Origin of the sequence: Microbacterium sp. SY138 (assembly GCF_039729145.1) — a bacterium.
Taxonomy (GTDB): domain Bacteria; phylum Actinomycetota; class Actinomycetes; order Actinomycetales; family Microbacteriaceae; genus Microbacterium; species Microbacterium maritypicum_A.
Window position 1 is genome coordinate 2,097,667 of record NZ_CP155793.1, and the last position, 15,026, is coordinate 2,112,692.

At 66.7% G+C, this 15,026-nt stretch carries 14 protein-coding genes, 1 tRNA gene and 1 other RNA gene; 4 read left to right on the top strand and 12 right to left on the bottom strand.

Annotated features, from left to right (window positions below):
* Positions 1 to 225 precede the first annotated feature (225 nt).
* Positions 226 to 298, bottom strand: a tRNA-Lys gene (locus tag ABDC25_RS09985).
* A 156-nt stretch (positions 299 to 454) separates the two neighbouring features.
* Between ABDC25_RS09985 and ABDC25_RS09990 the strand changes: the two genes are divergently transcribed.
* Positions 455 to 1,246, top strand: coding sequence for an inositol monophosphatase family protein (locus ABDC25_RS09990; protein ID WP_029259031.1), 792 nt, complete (start codon positions 455 to 457; stop codon positions 1,244 to 1,246).
* A 36-nt stretch (positions 1,247 to 1,282) separates the two neighbouring features.
* On the top strand, positions 1,283 to 1,834 hold the full coding sequence (locus tag ABDC25_RS09995) for a hypothetical protein (RefSeq protein ID WP_347122803.1): 552 nt from the start codon (positions 1,283 to 1,285) through the stop codon (positions 1,832 to 1,834).
* A gap of 34 nt (positions 1,835 to 1,868) precedes the next feature.
* On the opposite strand, the gene ABDC25_RS10000 is transcribed toward ABDC25_RS09995, so the two are convergent.
* Together ABDC25_RS10000 and ssrA are read right to left on the bottom strand one after the other, a co-directional pair.
* Positions 1,869 to 4,739 (bottom strand): HAD-IC family P-type ATPase, encoded by a 2,871-nt coding sequence (locus ABDC25_RS10000; RefSeq protein ID WP_347122805.1) that lies wholly within the window; start codon positions 4,737 to 4,739, stop codon positions 1,869 to 1,871.
* A gap of 114 nt (positions 4,740 to 4,853) precedes the next feature.
* Positions 4,854 to 5,223: a transfer-messenger RNA gene (ssrA, locus tag ABDC25_RS10005) on the bottom strand.
* Positions 5,224 to 5,364: 141 nt separating this feature from the next.
* Between ssrA and ABDC25_RS10010 the strand changes: the two genes are divergently transcribed.
* Entirely contained in the window at positions 5,365 to 6,030 is a 666-nt protein-coding gene (locus ABDC25_RS10010; protein WP_021198646.1) for an SIMPL domain-containing protein, read from the top strand.
* A 6-nt stretch (positions 6,031 to 6,036) separates the two neighbouring features.
* On the opposite strand, the gene hflX is transcribed toward ABDC25_RS10010, so the two are convergent.
* Entirely contained in the window at positions 6,037 to 7,548 is a 1,512-nt protein-coding gene (gene hflX / locus ABDC25_RS10015) for a GTPase HflX (RefSeq protein ID WP_167254298.1), read from the bottom strand.
* Between the two features lie 68 nt (positions 7,549 to 7,616).
* Between hflX and ABDC25_RS10020 the strand changes: the two genes are divergently transcribed.
* Positions 7,617 to 8,258 carry a methyltransferase gene (locus ABDC25_RS10020; protein WP_021198644.1) on the top strand — a complete coding sequence of 214 codons (642 nt, stop codon included), beginning with the start codon at positions 7,617 to 7,619 and terminating at the stop codon, positions 8,256 to 8,258.
* Positions 8,259 to 8,295: 37 nt separating this feature from the next.
* Here the strand turns inward: ABDC25_RS10020 and dapF are convergent, their stop codons facing one another.
* From dapF to ABDC25_RS10060, 8 genes are all read right to left on the bottom strand, one after another.
* A complete protein-coding gene (gene dapF / locus ABDC25_RS10025; RefSeq protein WP_029265520.1) occupies positions 8,296 to 9,168 on the bottom strand; it encodes a diaminopimelate epimerase in 873 nt (290 codons plus the stop codon).
* A 9-nt stretch (positions 9,169 to 9,177) separates the two neighbouring features.
* Positions 9,178 to 9,726 carry a dihydrofolate reductase family protein gene (locus ABDC25_RS10030; RefSeq protein WP_347122808.1) on the bottom strand — a complete coding sequence of 183 codons (549 nt, stop codon included), beginning with the start codon at positions 9,724 to 9,726 and terminating at the stop codon, positions 9,178 to 9,180.
* A 34-nt stretch (positions 9,727 to 9,760) separates the two neighbouring features.
* Complete coding sequence (gene miaA, locus ABDC25_RS10035) at positions 9,761 to 10,672, bottom strand: tRNA (adenosine(37)-N6)-dimethylallyltransferase MiaA (protein WP_347122810.1); 912 nt, start codon at positions 10,670 to 10,672, stop codon at positions 9,761 to 9,763.
* Positions 10,673 to 10,683: 11 nt separating this feature from the next.
* Positions 10,684 to 12,231 (bottom strand): tRNA (N6-isopentenyl adenosine(37)-C2)-methylthiotransferase MiaB, encoded by a 1,548-nt coding sequence (gene miaB, locus ABDC25_RS10040; RefSeq protein WP_029259025.1) that lies wholly within the window; start codon positions 12,229 to 12,231, stop codon positions 10,684 to 10,686.
* Between the two features lie 48 nt (positions 12,232 to 12,279).
* The gene (locus ABDC25_RS10045; RefSeq protein WP_347122812.1) at positions 12,280 to 13,149 is read right to left on the bottom strand and encodes a regulatory protein RecX; all 870 of its coding nucleotides are present in this window, start codon (positions 13,147 to 13,149) and stop codon (positions 12,280 to 12,282) included.
* Positions 13,149 to 14,198 (bottom strand): recombinase RecA, encoded by a 1,050-nt coding sequence (gene recA / locus ABDC25_RS10050; protein ID WP_021198638.1) that lies wholly within the window; start codon positions 14,196 to 14,198, stop codon positions 13,149 to 13,151. Before recA ends, ABDC25_RS10045 begins: the two co-directional genes overlap by 1 nt.
* Positions 14,199 to 14,467: 269 nt before the next feature.
* Positions 14,468 to 14,692 (bottom strand): DUF3046 domain-containing protein, encoded by a 225-nt coding sequence (locus ABDC25_RS10055; RefSeq protein ID WP_021198637.1) that lies wholly within the window; start codon positions 14,690 to 14,692, stop codon positions 14,468 to 14,470.
* Between the two features lie 18 nt (positions 14,693 to 14,710).
* Complete coding sequence (locus ABDC25_RS10060) at positions 14,711 to 15,019, bottom strand: helix-turn-helix transcriptional regulator (protein ID WP_017830901.1); 309 nt, start codon at positions 15,017 to 15,019, stop codon at positions 14,711 to 14,713.
* Positions 15,020 to 15,026 lie beyond the last annotated feature (7 nt).

Below are 15,026 nucleotides of genomic sequence, written 5' to 3' on the forward strand. Positions count from 1 at the left end.
GGCATGTGTCCCCATATGAGAGACGGCGGCGGGCTCGATCCATTACGCGATACCGCAGAATCCGTCGCGCTCGTCGCTCGGACACACGATGACATCGCTGTCGTCGCGCGGGAGAAAACGGCCGACACGTCGAGGAGAAGCGGGCGGAAAGGTTCGCCCCATCGGGGAGCAACCGGGAAAACAGAAAAGCCTCGGTAGATGGCGAGATCTACTGAGGCTGTTCCGTGCACCCCCTGGGACTTGAACCCAGAACCCACTGATTAAGAGTCAGTTGCTCTGCCGATTGAGCTAGAGGTGCGTGGCCCGGGATAACCCCGACCGAGGAATTACATTACCAGCCGACCGGTCCCATGTGAAATCGACACCGGCACCCGGGCGCGCCGCCGCCGGGCGGGCGGCGAAACATGGTCTTTCGACCCTCCGGCCCCGTCGATCCGGCCAGTATTCTTAGACCGTGACCACCTCCCCCGACAGCCTGCGGCACGACCTCGACCTCGCACTCCGCCTGGCCGATGCCGCCGATGCCCAGTCGCTCCCCCGGTTCGACGCGTCCGACCTCGAGATCTCGACGAAGGCCGACAACTCCCATGTGACGGACGCCGATCTCGCGACGGAACGTGCGATCCGCAGCATCCTCGAAACCGAGCGGCCGGAAGACGGCATCTTCGGCGAGGAGTTCGGCGCGCAGGGCAGTACCCAGCGTCAGTGGATCATCGACCCGATCGACGGAACGGCCAATTTTCTTCGTGGCGTCCCGCTGTGGGGCACGATGATCGCGCTGGCTATCGACGGCGTCCCCCAGGTGGGAGTGGTGAGCATGCCGGCGCTCGGACGGCGCTGGTGGGCATCGGCCGGCGGAGGCGCCTGGACCACGCTCGAGGGCGAACCGCGTCGGCTCCGGACGTCGTCGGTCTCCTCTCTCGACGACGCGAGCGTGAGCTTCCAGAGCATCGCGCAGTGGTCGGAGGCGGGGCGCCTCGACACGCTGCTGGCCGTGGCCGGGCGTGTCTGGCGAGACCGGGCCTATGGGGACGTCTACTCGTACATGCTCCTCGCCGAAGGACGCATCGACATGGTCGCCGAGTTCGACGTCAAGGAGTACGACATCGCAGCGGCCGTCCCGATCGTCCGCGAGGCCGGCGGGCGCATGACCGACGTCGACGGTGTCGAGACGATCTCCGCCCGCTCGACACTCGCAACCAACGGCACCCTTCACGACGACTTCCTCACCCTGATGCAGAACTGATCGAACCACGAGGCCCCCGCGATGAATTTCCGCATCATGTCCGCAGCCGCGGGCGTCCTGCTGCTCGTCGGAGCCCTCACCGCGTGCGCCGCTCCGGAGCCGCGTACGTCGCCCACGCCTGATGCCGGCAGTCCGCAGCCGACGCCGTCCTCCGTGCCGGTGACCTCGCCGACGCCGGAGCCGGCCGAAACGGAACTCACCTGCGAGTCGATGATCTCGGCCGGCACGGTCACCGCTCTCGCCGATGCCGGCTGGACCGCCGAGACGAAGGAGTTCGTCGTCGGGGGTGTCGAATTGACCGAGGGGCTGCTGTGCTTCTGGGCCGATTACACCGTCGGATCCGACCATGGGCAGCTGTACGGCTGGTCTCCGGTCGACGACTCCGATGCCGCAGCGGCACAGGCCGCACTCCTCGCCGAGGGCTGGAAACGGGAAGACGGCCCTGACGGCGTCTACTTCACCGAAGACGCCCGATACGCCATGGGCACGGACGAAGACGGCTACGGCATGACGTATCTCTTCGGCGACGGATGGGTGCGCCTCGCGGACACGCGCCAGGGGCTCATCCTGATCGAGTGGCCGCGTTAGATCCCTCGTCGACTCCCGTCGGGGTCGATCTCCGTCAGGGGCGACCCGACCCCATCGAACTCTCGAGTATCCGCCCGAAGGTGCGGGAGACCGGTGGCGTCCACAGCAGCACGATGATCGCGGCCGCGAACGCGACCGTCAAGGCCGCTCCCCAGTCCCAGCGGTCTCCGAACACGAGGACGACCGCACTCAACGCGATCGCTATGCCGAGGAAGATCGTGAGCATGAGGCGGGAGAGCCCGCTTCCGCGGCGGACCCCGGCGGCGACGGCGAAGACCAGAAGACCGAACAGGGCGATGGCGGCACCGGTGAGCGAGAAGGCCGAGGCGCTCACGTCCGGGTCGTAGCGTCCCAGGAACACCAGTATCCCGAAGCCCGTCGCCAGCGCGCCGAAGACGTATGCGAGCACGGCGACCACCGTGGTGATCACCGTGGCGACGGGGGCCGACGAGGAGACGGGCACCGTGGAGGAGGACGTCGTCACGCGTGGAGCGTTCCTCGTCGGCACCGTCAGCACCAGACGGCGATGCACGAAGCGCACAACTTCGATGGCCGCGACCATCACGATCGTGATCCCGGTGAGCGCGACGGCGAGGTCCTCCCCCGGGTCGACGAGCACGAAGAACTCGCGAGCGCGCGGGATCGTGAACACCGCGATGAGGAAGATGAACATCGCCCCGACGACCGCCACCTTGAACCGGTTGAGCGGGCGGGCGAGGACCGCCAGAATCCAGATGCCGACGACGGCCAGGATCACGGTGGCGCCCGTGCGCAGCTGCTCCTCGTGCACACCGAGTCCACGCGCGACGAACGTGTACCAGGTCAGCCCGAGCGCGACGACGATGCCCGACGGGATCGCGAAACTCAAAGACCGTCGGAGGAAACCCGGCACGTAGCGCGCCGCGTTCGGCATGAGCGCGAGGAAGAAGGCGGGGATGCCGATCGTGAGGCCGTCCGTGATGGAGAGCTGTCGCGGCAGGAACGGGAACTCGAGGAGGAACGCCCCGAAGATGATCGCGAGCAGTGTCGCGTAGACCGTCTTGTTCAGGAACAGCATCGACACGCGCTCGATGTTCGCGATGACCTGGCGCCCCTCGGCGACGACGTCCGGCAGGTGCGAGAACTGTCCGTCGAGCAGCACGAGCCTCGCAACGGCCTTCGTGGCCGGCGAGCCCGAGTTCATCGCGATGCCGATATCCGCGGACTTTATCGCGAGGGCGTCATTGACACCGTCTCCGGTCATCGCGACGGTGTGTCCGTGGCTCTGCAACGCCGTCACCATGCGCTTCTTCTGCTCGGGGGTGACGCGCCCGAACACCGTGTGCTGGTCGAGCACGTCGGCGAGCTGGGCGTCATCATCGGGAAGCTCTCTGGCATCGAAGCCGTCGGCCACGTCGAGACCGACTTCTCGGGCGATGGCCGCCACCGTACGCGGGTTGTCGCCGGAGATGATGCGGATGCCCACCTGCTGGTGCCCGAAATAGGCGAGTGTCTGAGCGGCGTCGGGGCGCACCTGCTCGCGGAAGGTCAGCACGATGATGGCCGCGAGTCCGTCAGGGAGCCGCTCGGAGTCGACGTCGGCGTCCGAGAGCGTCGCGTGCGCGTGGCCGAGCACGAGAGTGCGGCGGCCCGTCTCGGCGAGTGCCGTCACGGTGCGCCCCAGCTCCGTCTCCGCCGATGTGGCCGCATCGCCGAACACCATCTCCGGTGCTCCCATCACCCAGGTCCCAGGGATGCCGGTGAAAGACGCCGCACTCCATTTTCGTGCAGATGAGAACGGGATGTACCCCGACACGACGAGTGGCGAGGCGACCGGGTAGGCCGTCCGCATCGACCGTGCTGTCGGGTTCGCATCGGGCGCCGCGGCATACCAGGCAAGCGCCGCCGCCGCGTCCTCTGCCTGTTCCGGGGCGAGGCCGTGGAGGCGATGTGCCTCGTCGAAGCCGATCTCCCCGACGGTGAGCGTGCCGGTCTTGTCGAGGCAGATGACGTCGACGCGCGCGAGGCCTTCCACAGCCGGTAGTTCGTTCACCAGAACCTGCCGGCGTGCGAGTCGTGAGGCTCCGACGGCGAAGGCGATGCTCGTCATGAGTACCAGGCCGAGCGGGATCATCGCCGTCAACGACGCGATCGTGTTCACCACCGCCTGTACCCACGCGCCGTTCGAGAACACGGTCGTGTAGCCGCCGAGCACGATGATCTGCGCGTTCAGGACGAGCAGGCCGACGGGGCCGATGATCCAACTCACCCATTTCAGCACCCGGTTGACCGAGGTGCGCAGTTCACTCGAGACGAGGGAGAAACGCTTCGCCTCCCCGGCGAAGTGGTTCGCGTAGGAATCGGCGCCCACGCGGGTCGCGATCGCGGTCCCCTCCCCTGCGACGACCACGGCTCCGGACAGCGCATCGTCGCCGGGCTGCTTCTCGACCGGGTCCGACTCCCCGGTGAGCATCGACTCATCGATCTGGAGCCCGCGCGACGCGAGAACCCGCGCATCGGCCGGCACCTGCTCGCCGGCGCGGAGCACGAGGACGTCGTCGAGGACCACGTCGCTGGGGGCGATCTCCGCCTCCTCGCCGTCTCTCAGCACCAGCGCACGCGGCGCGTTCATCAGCGCCAGACGATCGAGCGCCGACTTCGCCCGGAACTCCTGCACACATCCGATGATCGCGTTCGCGAACGCGGCGAGTCCGAAGAGTGCGTCCTGCCAGCGTCCGACCAGGAACAGCACGAAGAAGCAGGCGAAGACGATGCCGTTGAAGAGCGTGAACACGTTCGCGCGCACGATGCTCCAGGCGCTGCGACTCGTGTCGGCAACGAAGGCGTTCGTCTTTCCGGCGGCGACGCGTTCGGAGACCTGAGCTTGCGTGAGACCGGTTGAGACGTCTGCGGGGGTCGTGTCCACAGACTTCAATATAGGTCCACGACATCGGTACCCAGGCGTCTGAGCGGACATGAAAAGACCCGCCTCCCTAGTGATCACTGGGGAGGCGGGCCTCATTCCTGTGTGACAGCGACATGGTGGAGCTGGGGGGAATCGAACCCCCGTCCAACGCTGAGTCTCCACGCCTTCTCCGGGCGCAGTCTGTGAAGACGTTCTGCTCGGCTCCGACCTTTGTCACAGACACCTAAGTCGACGAGCCCAGCCTGGGAAGAGTCCCACGTGACGTCCAGACGCCATCACGCAGCAAGATTCCTAGATGACGCCAGGATCCGTATCGGAATCACATACGGCCTGACGGACTATCGGGCTCGCTTATGCAGCGAGGGCGAAGTCGTTGCGCTTGGTTTCGGCAACTATTGTTTTGCAGAGAGCGTTTACGAGATAACTCTGCATCCTCGGCCCGCTTCTCGTGGATTCACAGGCGCTGTCGAAACCGATCAGCCCCGTGGTCCTTCTCTCGAAGGAGCCGCTGTCACACTGTGGAATTACCATCCCGGGTGAGGAACACCCGAGCATCACAGACTACAACGTTCTCCGCCGCCACGCCATTCCACGGCGGGTCCAGCCGCTGGCGTAGAGTCGCCCCATGAGCGAAGTCACCGTCACCGTCCGCGGCGAGCATGAAGCGCGAGTCGCGCCGGAGCGCGCCACCATCCGTGTCGGGGTACGCGCCGAGGGCCCCGAGCGCACCACGGTCGTCGAGAACGTGATGCGGCTCGCCGAGCCGGTGCGCGCGAGCATCACCGAGCGCGCAGACGCCGGCAGCGTCGTCGACTGGACCAGCAAGCGGCTCTCGGTGCGCGCCGAACGCCCCTGGAGCAGCGAGGGCAAGCGCCTCGCCCCCGTCTACTACGCCAGCATCGACTACACCGCCACCTTCGCGGAAGCATCCGAGCTCTCGCTGTGGGTCTCCGACATCTCCCCCTGGGACGGCGTCGAGGTCGGCGGGGTGGACTGGCACCTCACGCCCGAGACACGCACGCGGATCGAGCGCGATGTGGCGGCGGACGCTGTCGGTGTCGCCGTGACCCGAGCCGAGGCTTACGCGGGCGCGCTCGGCCTCGGTGAGGTCACGCCGCTGGAGATCGCCGATACCGGCCTCATCTCCAGCGGACAGCCGTCACCTGGGGCTCCGATGCTCAAAGCGCGTGGAGGTGTGGCGTTCGCCGCCGACTCGGCACCGGCCATGGAGTACGAGCCCGAGGAGATCGTCATCTCCGCAACGGTGGAGGCGCGGTTCCTCGCGCGATAGTCGCGTTCAGCCGTGGGCGGTGAAAGGAGCCAGTTCCGCGGCGAGACGCTCTGACACGCGTGCATGCACCGCGGTGCCATCCTCTCGATGGTCCACGGAGAGGAGCATGCCCGACTCGTGGATCGCTGCCACGAGATCGCCGCGGTCATACGGAATCACGGCATGCACCTCGACGGCGGGCTTCGGGAGCGCTTCTTCGACGGCTGCGCGCAGTTCCGCGATTCCCTCGCCCGACCGCGACGACACGAAGTGGGCGTGCGGCTGAAGGCCTCGGAGCACGAGCCTCTCGTCCTCCGCGATCAGATCGGCCTTGTTGAAGACGACGATCTCCGGAAGGTCACGGACGCCGACATCCCCGAGCACGTCGCGCACGGTCTGCAGCTGACCCGCCGGGTCGGGATGCGAACCGTCGACGACGTGGAGCACGACGTCGGCCTCGCCGACCTCTTCCAGGGTCGACCGGAACGCTTCGACGAGCTGATGCGGGAGATTGCGCACGAACCCGACGGTGTCCGTGAGCGTGTAGACGCGACCGTCCTCCGTCTCCGTACGACGCACGGTCGCATCCAGCGTCGCGAACAGGGCATTCTCGACCAGGACGCCAGCGCTGGTCAGCGCATTGAGCAGACTCGACTTGCCGGCGTTCGTATATCCGGCGATCGCGACGGAAGGAATCGTGTTCCGCTTGCGCTCGGCGCGCTTGGCGTCGCGGGCAGGGCCGAAGTCTCGGATCTGGCGTCGAAGCAGAGCCATCTTCGTGCGGATCCGTCGGCGATCGAGTTCGATCTTGGTTTCACCGGGACCGCGCGAGCCCATGCCTGCGCCGCCGGCGCCGACCTGACCGCCGGCTTGGCGGCTCATCGAGTCACCCCAACCGCGAAGACGAGGCAGCAGATACTCGAGCTGGGCGAGCTCGACCTGGGCCTTGCCTTCTCGGCTCTTCGCGTGTTGGCTGAAGATGTCGAGGATCACGGTGGTGCGGTCGATGACCTTGACCTTGACGACGTCCTCGAGAGCGCGTCGTTGGCTCGGCGCGAGCTCCGTGTCGGCGATGACGGTGTCGGCCCCGACAGCGGCGACGATGTCTCTGAGCTCCTGGGCCTTTCCGCGGCCGAGGTATGTCGCGGCGTCGGGGTGCGGGCGGCGCTGCAGGACACCGTCGAGCACGACGGCGCCGGCGGTCTCCGCCAGAGCAGCGAGTTCCCGCAGAGAGTTCTCGGCATCTTCCTGCGCCCCCTGGGGGTAGACCCCCACCAGTACGACGTTCTCGAGTCGCAACTGCCGGTACTCGACCTCGGTGACATCCTCGAGCTCTGTCGAGAGTCCACCGACGCGTCGGAGAGCGTGTCGGTCTTCGAGATCCCACTGCACGCCGTCCGTACTCGCGTGCGATGCCGTCGATTCGTCCTGCAGCGCCTGTGCGGCGCCGAAGACGTGGACGTCCGAGCGCTTCTCCGCGTTCGCGAGCACACGATCGACCGTGTGGTCGTCGGTGGAGGGTGTGGTGGTCTCCGTCATCCGTTCCTTGTCTCTGGGATTTGTTGCGAGCCTTAACCTTAGCCCGCGCTGTCCGGTACGCTCACCGTATGGGGTCAGATCACTACTTCACTGCGGCCCCGGCAAGCCCCGAGAATCTGCGTAAGATCCGCGTATCACTCGCGGGTCGAGAGCTCGAAGTCACCACCGCCGGTGGGGTCTTCAGCCCGGATCGTCTCGACGCCGGCACTGCAGTGCTCCTCGCCAACATGCCCCCGGTACCCCCGGGCGGCGATCTTCTCGACCTCGGCAGCGGTTGGGGTCCGGTGACATTGTCGATGGCCCTGGCCGCTCCCCATGCGACGGTATGGGCCGTCGACGTGAATGAGCGTGCCCTCGATCTGGTGCGTCGCAACGCCGCAGCTCTCGGGCTCACCAATGTCAACGCATCCCTGCCCGACGATGTTCCCGAGCACGTCTCATTCCGCACGATCCGATCGAATCCGCCGATCCGCGTCGGGAAGAACGAACTCCACGGCCTTCTGGAGCGATGGATCCCGCGCCTCGACGAGCGCAGTGATGCCTGGCTGGTCGTGCAGCGCAATCTCGGTGCGGATTCGCTCCAGCGGTGGATCGGATCGACCTTCCAGCCCGGCTACAGCGTCTTCCGCACCGCTACGGGCAAGGGCTATCGCATCCTGAAGGTGCGCAAGCACGGAAACCCGCCGACGGAGCCGATCATTCTCGGATGAGGCCGATGCGGGCCTGCCGAAGCCGACGGTCGGGACCTCAGGCGAGGTCGACCTCACCTTGGAACACGAGCTGAGCCGGCCCGGACAGAGCGACGTGCTCGCCGTCTTCCGCCGGGAACATCCGAACGCCGAGCGTCCCCCCGGGCACCTCGACCTGCCAGTTGCTCGGAGCGTTCTCGCCCGCCCAGTAGCGCACCGCCAGGGCCGTCGCCGCGACACCCGTGCCGCAACTCAGAGTCTCTCCGACCCCGCGCTCATAGACACGCATGCTCACATGTCCGATACCGTCGCGCACGAGCGGTTCGCCGGGTACGACGAACTCGATGTTGGCTCCCGCGGGCAGCAGCGGGTCGAGGCCGGGCGCACGGTGGAGCTCGAGGGACGCGAGCTCAGCCTCCGACGCGAGCGCCACCACGACGTGCGGATTCCCGACGTCGATTCCGAGACCTGGACGGGTGACAGACAGGCCGTCCACTCGAACGAGCGGGTCGTCCCCGGAGAGCTTCCACCGGCCGAGGTCGACCTGATATCCCGTCGCGCTTCGGGTGACATCGCGCACTCCCGCCCGCGTGCCGATCGGCAAGGTCGAGCCGGGTTCGATCGCCGCAAGGCCGGAGCGCACGAGATAGTGGGCGAACACGCGGACGCCGTTCCCGCACATCTCGGCGACCGATCCGTCGGCATTGCGGTAGTCCATGAACCATTCCGCCTGTGGCTCTTCGTCGAGTGCAGCCGCACCGTCGGGAATCGCCGACGACTTCACCACGCGGAGGATTCCGTCTGCACCGATGCCGAAGTGACGATCGCAGAGCACGGCGACCTGCTCGACGGTGAGGTCGAGCTCACCGTCCGGGTCAGCGATGATGATGAAATCGTTGCCCGTGCCGTGCCCCTTGGTGAATGCGACCATGGGTCCAGTCTAGAGATCGTCGCGGACTTCTCCGTCCCGCGCGAGCCGGTACCGACCGCAGAGAAAGTTCCGGTTTCGCGCCACCTCGATCAGCTCGAGGTCGAGTCTGCGCGGCAACAACGGGGCGCCCGAGCCGAGTGTGACGGGTGCGTACTGCACCCACACCTCATCGAGCAGGCCGGCGTCGGCGAACTGCCCCGCCAGGTCTCCGCCGCCCACGACCCAGAGGTCCTTCCCACCCGCCGCCTGCGCCATCTCCGCGTGCACCGTGCGGATGTCGGCCTGCGTCAGTCGGACATCGCCACCCTTCGGGAGGTCGAGTCGACGGTGGGTGAACACCCACGTGGGCTGGCTGTACCCCCAGCGGCCCTCTTCATGGCGCATCACCCACTCGTAGGTGGAGGACCCCATCGCCAGGGCGCCGATGTTCCGCTCGAAACCCGTGTACGCCATCGGTCCGTCTTGGTCGATGTCCTGTGTGAGCAACCAGTCCAATGAGTGCTCCTCGGTGGCGATGAACCCGTCGAGGCTGGAGGCCGTGTAGAAGTGCGTCGTCATCCGGCCAGCTTCGCAGCACCCTCCGACATCGAGATCAGGCGTGGAGAAGCGTCACGGCCCGCACCGGAGCCTCCCACCACTCCAGGTCGGGATACCGCTTGAACCAGGACACCTGGCGTCGCGCATAGCGTCTCGTGAGCGCCTGGGTCTGTGCGATCGCCTCACGCTCCGTGAGGCCGCCGTCGAGCTGGGCCAGGGCCTGCGCGTACCCGATCGCGCGAGGAGCCGTTCCTCCACGCTCGAGCCCGTGCGCACGAAGATCCTCGACTTCGGCGAGGAGGCCGCCCTTCCACATGCGCTCGACTCTGGAGTCCAGCCGCTCCACGAGAGAGGGGCGGTCCACATGCAGACCGATGAGACGAGTATGCGGATGCCACAGGACAGGCTTCTCCGGAAGCGAGGCACCGTGCGTCTCGCTCCCCTGCTCGAGAACCTCGAGCGCACGGATGATGCGGCGCGGATTCTGTGGATCGACGCGAGTAGCCGCTTGCGGGTCGAGAGTTCGCAGACGTTCGAGCAGATGCGCGGCCCCTCGGGTCTCGAGCTCTTGTTCGAGACGATCCCGCAGTTCCGGGTCGCGCGGAGGGAATCGGAAGTCGTAGACGACACTCGATACATAGAGACCGGATCCTCCGACGAGGATCGCGTCTCCTCCCCCGCGGTGGATCTCTTCGATCGCCTCACGAGCTCTCGGCTGGTACCACGCGACAGCCGCATCTTCGTCGACGTCGAGTACGTCGAAGAGGTGGTGCGGGATGCCCCGGCGTTCCGTCATCGAGACCTTCGCGGTGCCGACGTCCATCCCGCGATAGAGCTGCATGGCATCGGCGTTCACGACCTCGGCGGGGTTTCCCTCCGCACGCAGCGTCTCGGCCAGCTCGATCGCGAGATCGCTCTTACCGGTGCCGGTCGCCCCGACGATCGCCCAGAGACGTGGCGCTGGCACGTTCCGTCCGGTCACACGCCCACGCGCAGCGTGGGCAGACCGAGCGACACGGCCTTCGGCGCACCGTCGCCGACAGAGGCGGGGACTGCGCACGATTCCGACTGCGATCGATCCCACGCGTCGCCGCCGCGGGTCCGACGGATCTTCAGGGGCGCGCCCGTCGGATCGTCGGCGAGCAGATGGAACGGGGCGCCGTGTGTCACGGTGACGGTGACCACGTCTCCGGGGCGAGGCAGCTCGGACCCCGGGGTCACCTCGAAGTGCACCAACCTATTGTCTTCGGCGCGTCCCGTGAGGCGGTGTGTCTCGGTATCCTTCTTGCCTTCGCCGGTCGAGACCAGCACGTCGATCTCACGGCCGACCTGCTTCTGGTTCTCCTCCAGCGAGATACGTTCCTGCAGAGCGATCAGGCGGTTGTAGCGGGCCTGCACGATCTCCTTGGGGACCTGATCCTCCATCGTCGCCGCGGGTGTGCCCTCGCGGATCGAGTACTGGAAGGTGAACGCGCTGGAGAAACGCGCCTGCTCGACCACCCGCATCGTGTCCTCGAAGTCGTCCTCGGTCTCACCGGGGAACCCGACGATGATGTCCGTGGTGATGGCGGCATTCGGGATGCGGGCACGAACCCGCTCGAGGATCCCGAGGAAACGCTCACTCCGGTAGGAGCGGCGCATCGCCTTGAGGATGCGGTCGCTCCCCGACTGGAGCGGCATGTGCAACTGCGGCATCACGTTCGGCGTCTCTGCCATGGCGTCGATCACGTCATCGGTGAACGCCGCGGGGTGGGGGCTCGTGAACCGGATCCGTTCCAGCCCCTCGATGTCGCCGGCCGCGCGCAGGAGCTTGCCGAAGGCCTGACGGTCACCGAACTCGACCCCGTAGGAGTTGACGTTCTGGCCGAGAAGCGTGACCTCGATCGCGCCGTCTTCGACCAGGAGACGAATCTCGTTCAGGATGTCGCCGGGGCGACGATCCTTCTCTTTGCCGCGCAGGCTCGGAACGATGCAGAAGGTGCAGGTGTTGTTGCAGCCGACCGAGATCGAGACCCAGCCGCTGTGCGCCGAGTCACGCTTGGTCGGCAGCGTCGAGGGGAAGACCTCGAGCGACTCGAGGATCTCGAGCTCGGCATCGCCGTTGTGTCGCGCGCGCTCGAGCAGACCCGGCAATGAGCCCATGTTATGCGTGCCGAACACCACGTCGACCCAGGGCGCCTTGTCGAGCACGGCCTGCTTGTCCATCTGCGCCAGGCAGCCGCCGACGGCGATCTGCATGCCTTCCTTGCGACGCTTGACGGAAGCGAGGTGCCCGAGGGTGCCGTACAGCTTGCCTGCCGCGTTGTCGCGGACGGCACAGGTGTTGATGATCACCACGTCGGCCTCGTCACCATCGACGGCTCTCACATAACCGGCGCTCTCCAACGAGCCCGAAAGCCGCTCGGAGTCGTGCACGTTCATCTGGCACCCGAAGGTGCGCACTTCATACGATCGCTGTCGTCCGTCGTCGTCGACGGCTGCCGACGACGCGCCGATGATCGTCGGTTCGCTGCGCGGGATAGTCATGATCCCCCATTGTACGAGCCGTCGCTGAGCTGTCGCGGCGTCCCGGCATCAGTCCGAGTCGACGAATCGGACCCCGGACGTGGAACCTCCGAAGGAGTTCTCCCGCAGCGCAGCCTTCGCAGCTTTCATCGCCACGGCTCCGTTGTAGCCGCGTCGTGAGAGCTGGCCCACCAACCGCCGCAGAGCCGTGTCGTGATCGAGCCGGCTCATCGACCGCACCTTGCCGCGAGCGAACTCGAGCGCGCGATCGTCATCGTCGTCCGGCAACTCATCGAGAGCACCGTCGATCACATCGCGCGGAATGCCGCGCTGCGCGAGTGCGCGAGACATCGCGACCCGTCCCTGTCCCTTCCGCTCGACGCCCGATGTCACCAGCACGGCGGCGAGGGCGGCGTCGTCGAGATAGCCGCGACGGGAGAAGTCATCGATCACCTCGTCGACGACCGCACCGTCGAGGCCGACGCCTCGCAGGACCTGTCGGGCCTCCGAGATGGACAGCGATCGCGCCCGCAGCTTACGGACGAGAGACTCCTCCGCGGCCACACGCACCTCGTCCGGCGATGCCTTCTCGTCGGCGCCGGCATCGTCGCTCTTTCCGCCGCCGAGTGCGCGAAGGTGAGGAGCGGACTTCGTCGGGCGCGTCGACGCTGTGGCGGAACTGCCCCTGATCCCCCGCGCGGGATGACGATCGCTGGGAGTACCCGCGTCGGACGCGTCGATGTGCGACGCACTGTCCGGAGGGGCATCCCAGGTCGTGCGCCAGAGCGCCGCGTCGCTGGCGCGGGGATCGTCGGTCGACTGGTCGTCGCCTTCCGCCAGGCGAGGCGGCGGCGTATGCGTTTGCTTCTTCGACCCACCGCCGAAGAGGGGGATGATGGGGGCGATCCGGTCGGGATCGCCCCCACGCGTGTCGTTCATCAGGCCGGACGACGCTCAGCGAGCTCGTCTGCAGCTGCCGGCACCGAAGCGGGGCCGCCGATACCGAGCTTCTGCTTGATCTGCGTCTCGATCGCCAGCGCGATATCGGGGTTGTTCAACAGGAAGGTGCGCGCGTTCTCTTTGCCCTGGCCCAGCTGGTCGCCGTCGTAGGTGTACCACGAGCCCGACTTCTTCACGATGGCGTGCTCGACGCCGAAGTCGATCAGGCTGCCCTCACGGGAGATGCCGACGCCGTAGAGGATGTCGAACTCGGCCTGCTTGAACGGCGGCGCCATCTTGTTCTTGACCACCTTGACCCTGGTGCGGTTTCCGACGGCGTCGGTTCCGTCCTTGAGGGTCTCGATACGACGGATGTCCATGCGGACCGAGGCGTAGAACTTCAGCGCCTTACCACCGGCGGTCGTCTCGGGCGAGCCGAAGAAGACGCCGATCTTCTCGCGAAGCTGGTTGATGAAGATCATCGTCGTGTTGGTCTGGTTCAGGCCACCGGTGAGCTTACGCAGCGCCTGCGACATGAGTCGCGCCTGCAGACCGACGTGCGAGTCGCCCATCTCGCCCTCGATCTCGGCGCGGGGCACGAGCGCCGCCACGGAGTCGATGACGATGAGGTCGATGGCTCCCGAGCGCACGAGCATGTCGGCGATCTCGAGGGCCTGCTCACCGGTGTCAGGCTGCGACACCAGGAGCGCGTCGATGTCGACGCCGAGCTTCGCGGCGTAGTCGGGGTCGAGCGCGTGTTCGGCGTCGATGAACGCGGCGATTCCGCCTGCGCGCTGAGCGTTCGCGATCGCATGCAGGGTGAGGGTCGTCTTACCCGAGGACTCCGGTCCGTAGATCTCGACGATTCGACCACGCGGGAGGCCTCCGACGCCGAGAGCGACGTCGAGGGCGATGGAGCCGGTGGGGATGACCGCCACGGGGGCGCGCTCATCGCTGCCCAGCCGCATGACCGAGCCCTTTCCGAACTGGCGATCGATCTGGGCGAGGGCGGTCTCGAGGGACTTCTCGCGGTCGGCGGGTGATGGCATGATGTGCTCCTTCTGCGCGCGTGATGCCGCCTGTAGGCTGTCGCGGCTCTCCCGGCTGGGAGAAACTCTCCGACAAGGCGTAATGGCTCTTCGGCTTGTTTTCCACCGTAGGAGAGGCCACCGACATCGACGCGGAGAGCTCACATACCGTGCAGAACAGATTCCCTGAACCACTTGTGCAGAAGACTACGCCCGCTTCGAACAGATCTTCGACGACACGCCGTGAATCTCAGGTCGTTTCCCGTAGGCATCGGAGATCGACGAACGACTCAGCGTCCGCGCGGCTCCTGCCGACCGACGCCGTGTCGCCTGTTCTCCGGAACGTCCATCTCGACGCACAACGCCAACCAGATGTCGCGTGGTGGGGTTCCCTCGGCCAGCGCCTCGAGCGCGGTTCGACCGCCGACAGCGCTGAGCGTCAGGTCGTTCACCAGAGAGGACGCGCGCGCCTGAAACTCGGTCTCGACGGCGCGAAGGAACTCACTACGACGCATGGCTTCCCCGACCGGGGATCAGTGCAGCGAAAGCTGAGGTTCGATCGACGCGACGAGGTCGTCGGGAACGACGTCCGGGAAGACCTGGATGCCCTCGAGCACCGAGATGCGGTCTCCGACCTCGCGCATGATCGTCGAAATGGGAACGTCGAGCGCGTCGGCGACGGAAGCGAGGATCTCGCTCGACGCCTCCTTCTGCCCACGCTCGACCTCGCTGAGGTAGCCGAGCGCAACCGACGCCTTGCTTGCGACCTGCCGGAGCGTGCGCCCCTTCTGCAGGCGGAAGTCCCTCAGCACATCGCCGATTTCCTGTCGTACAAGAATCATCGGAACC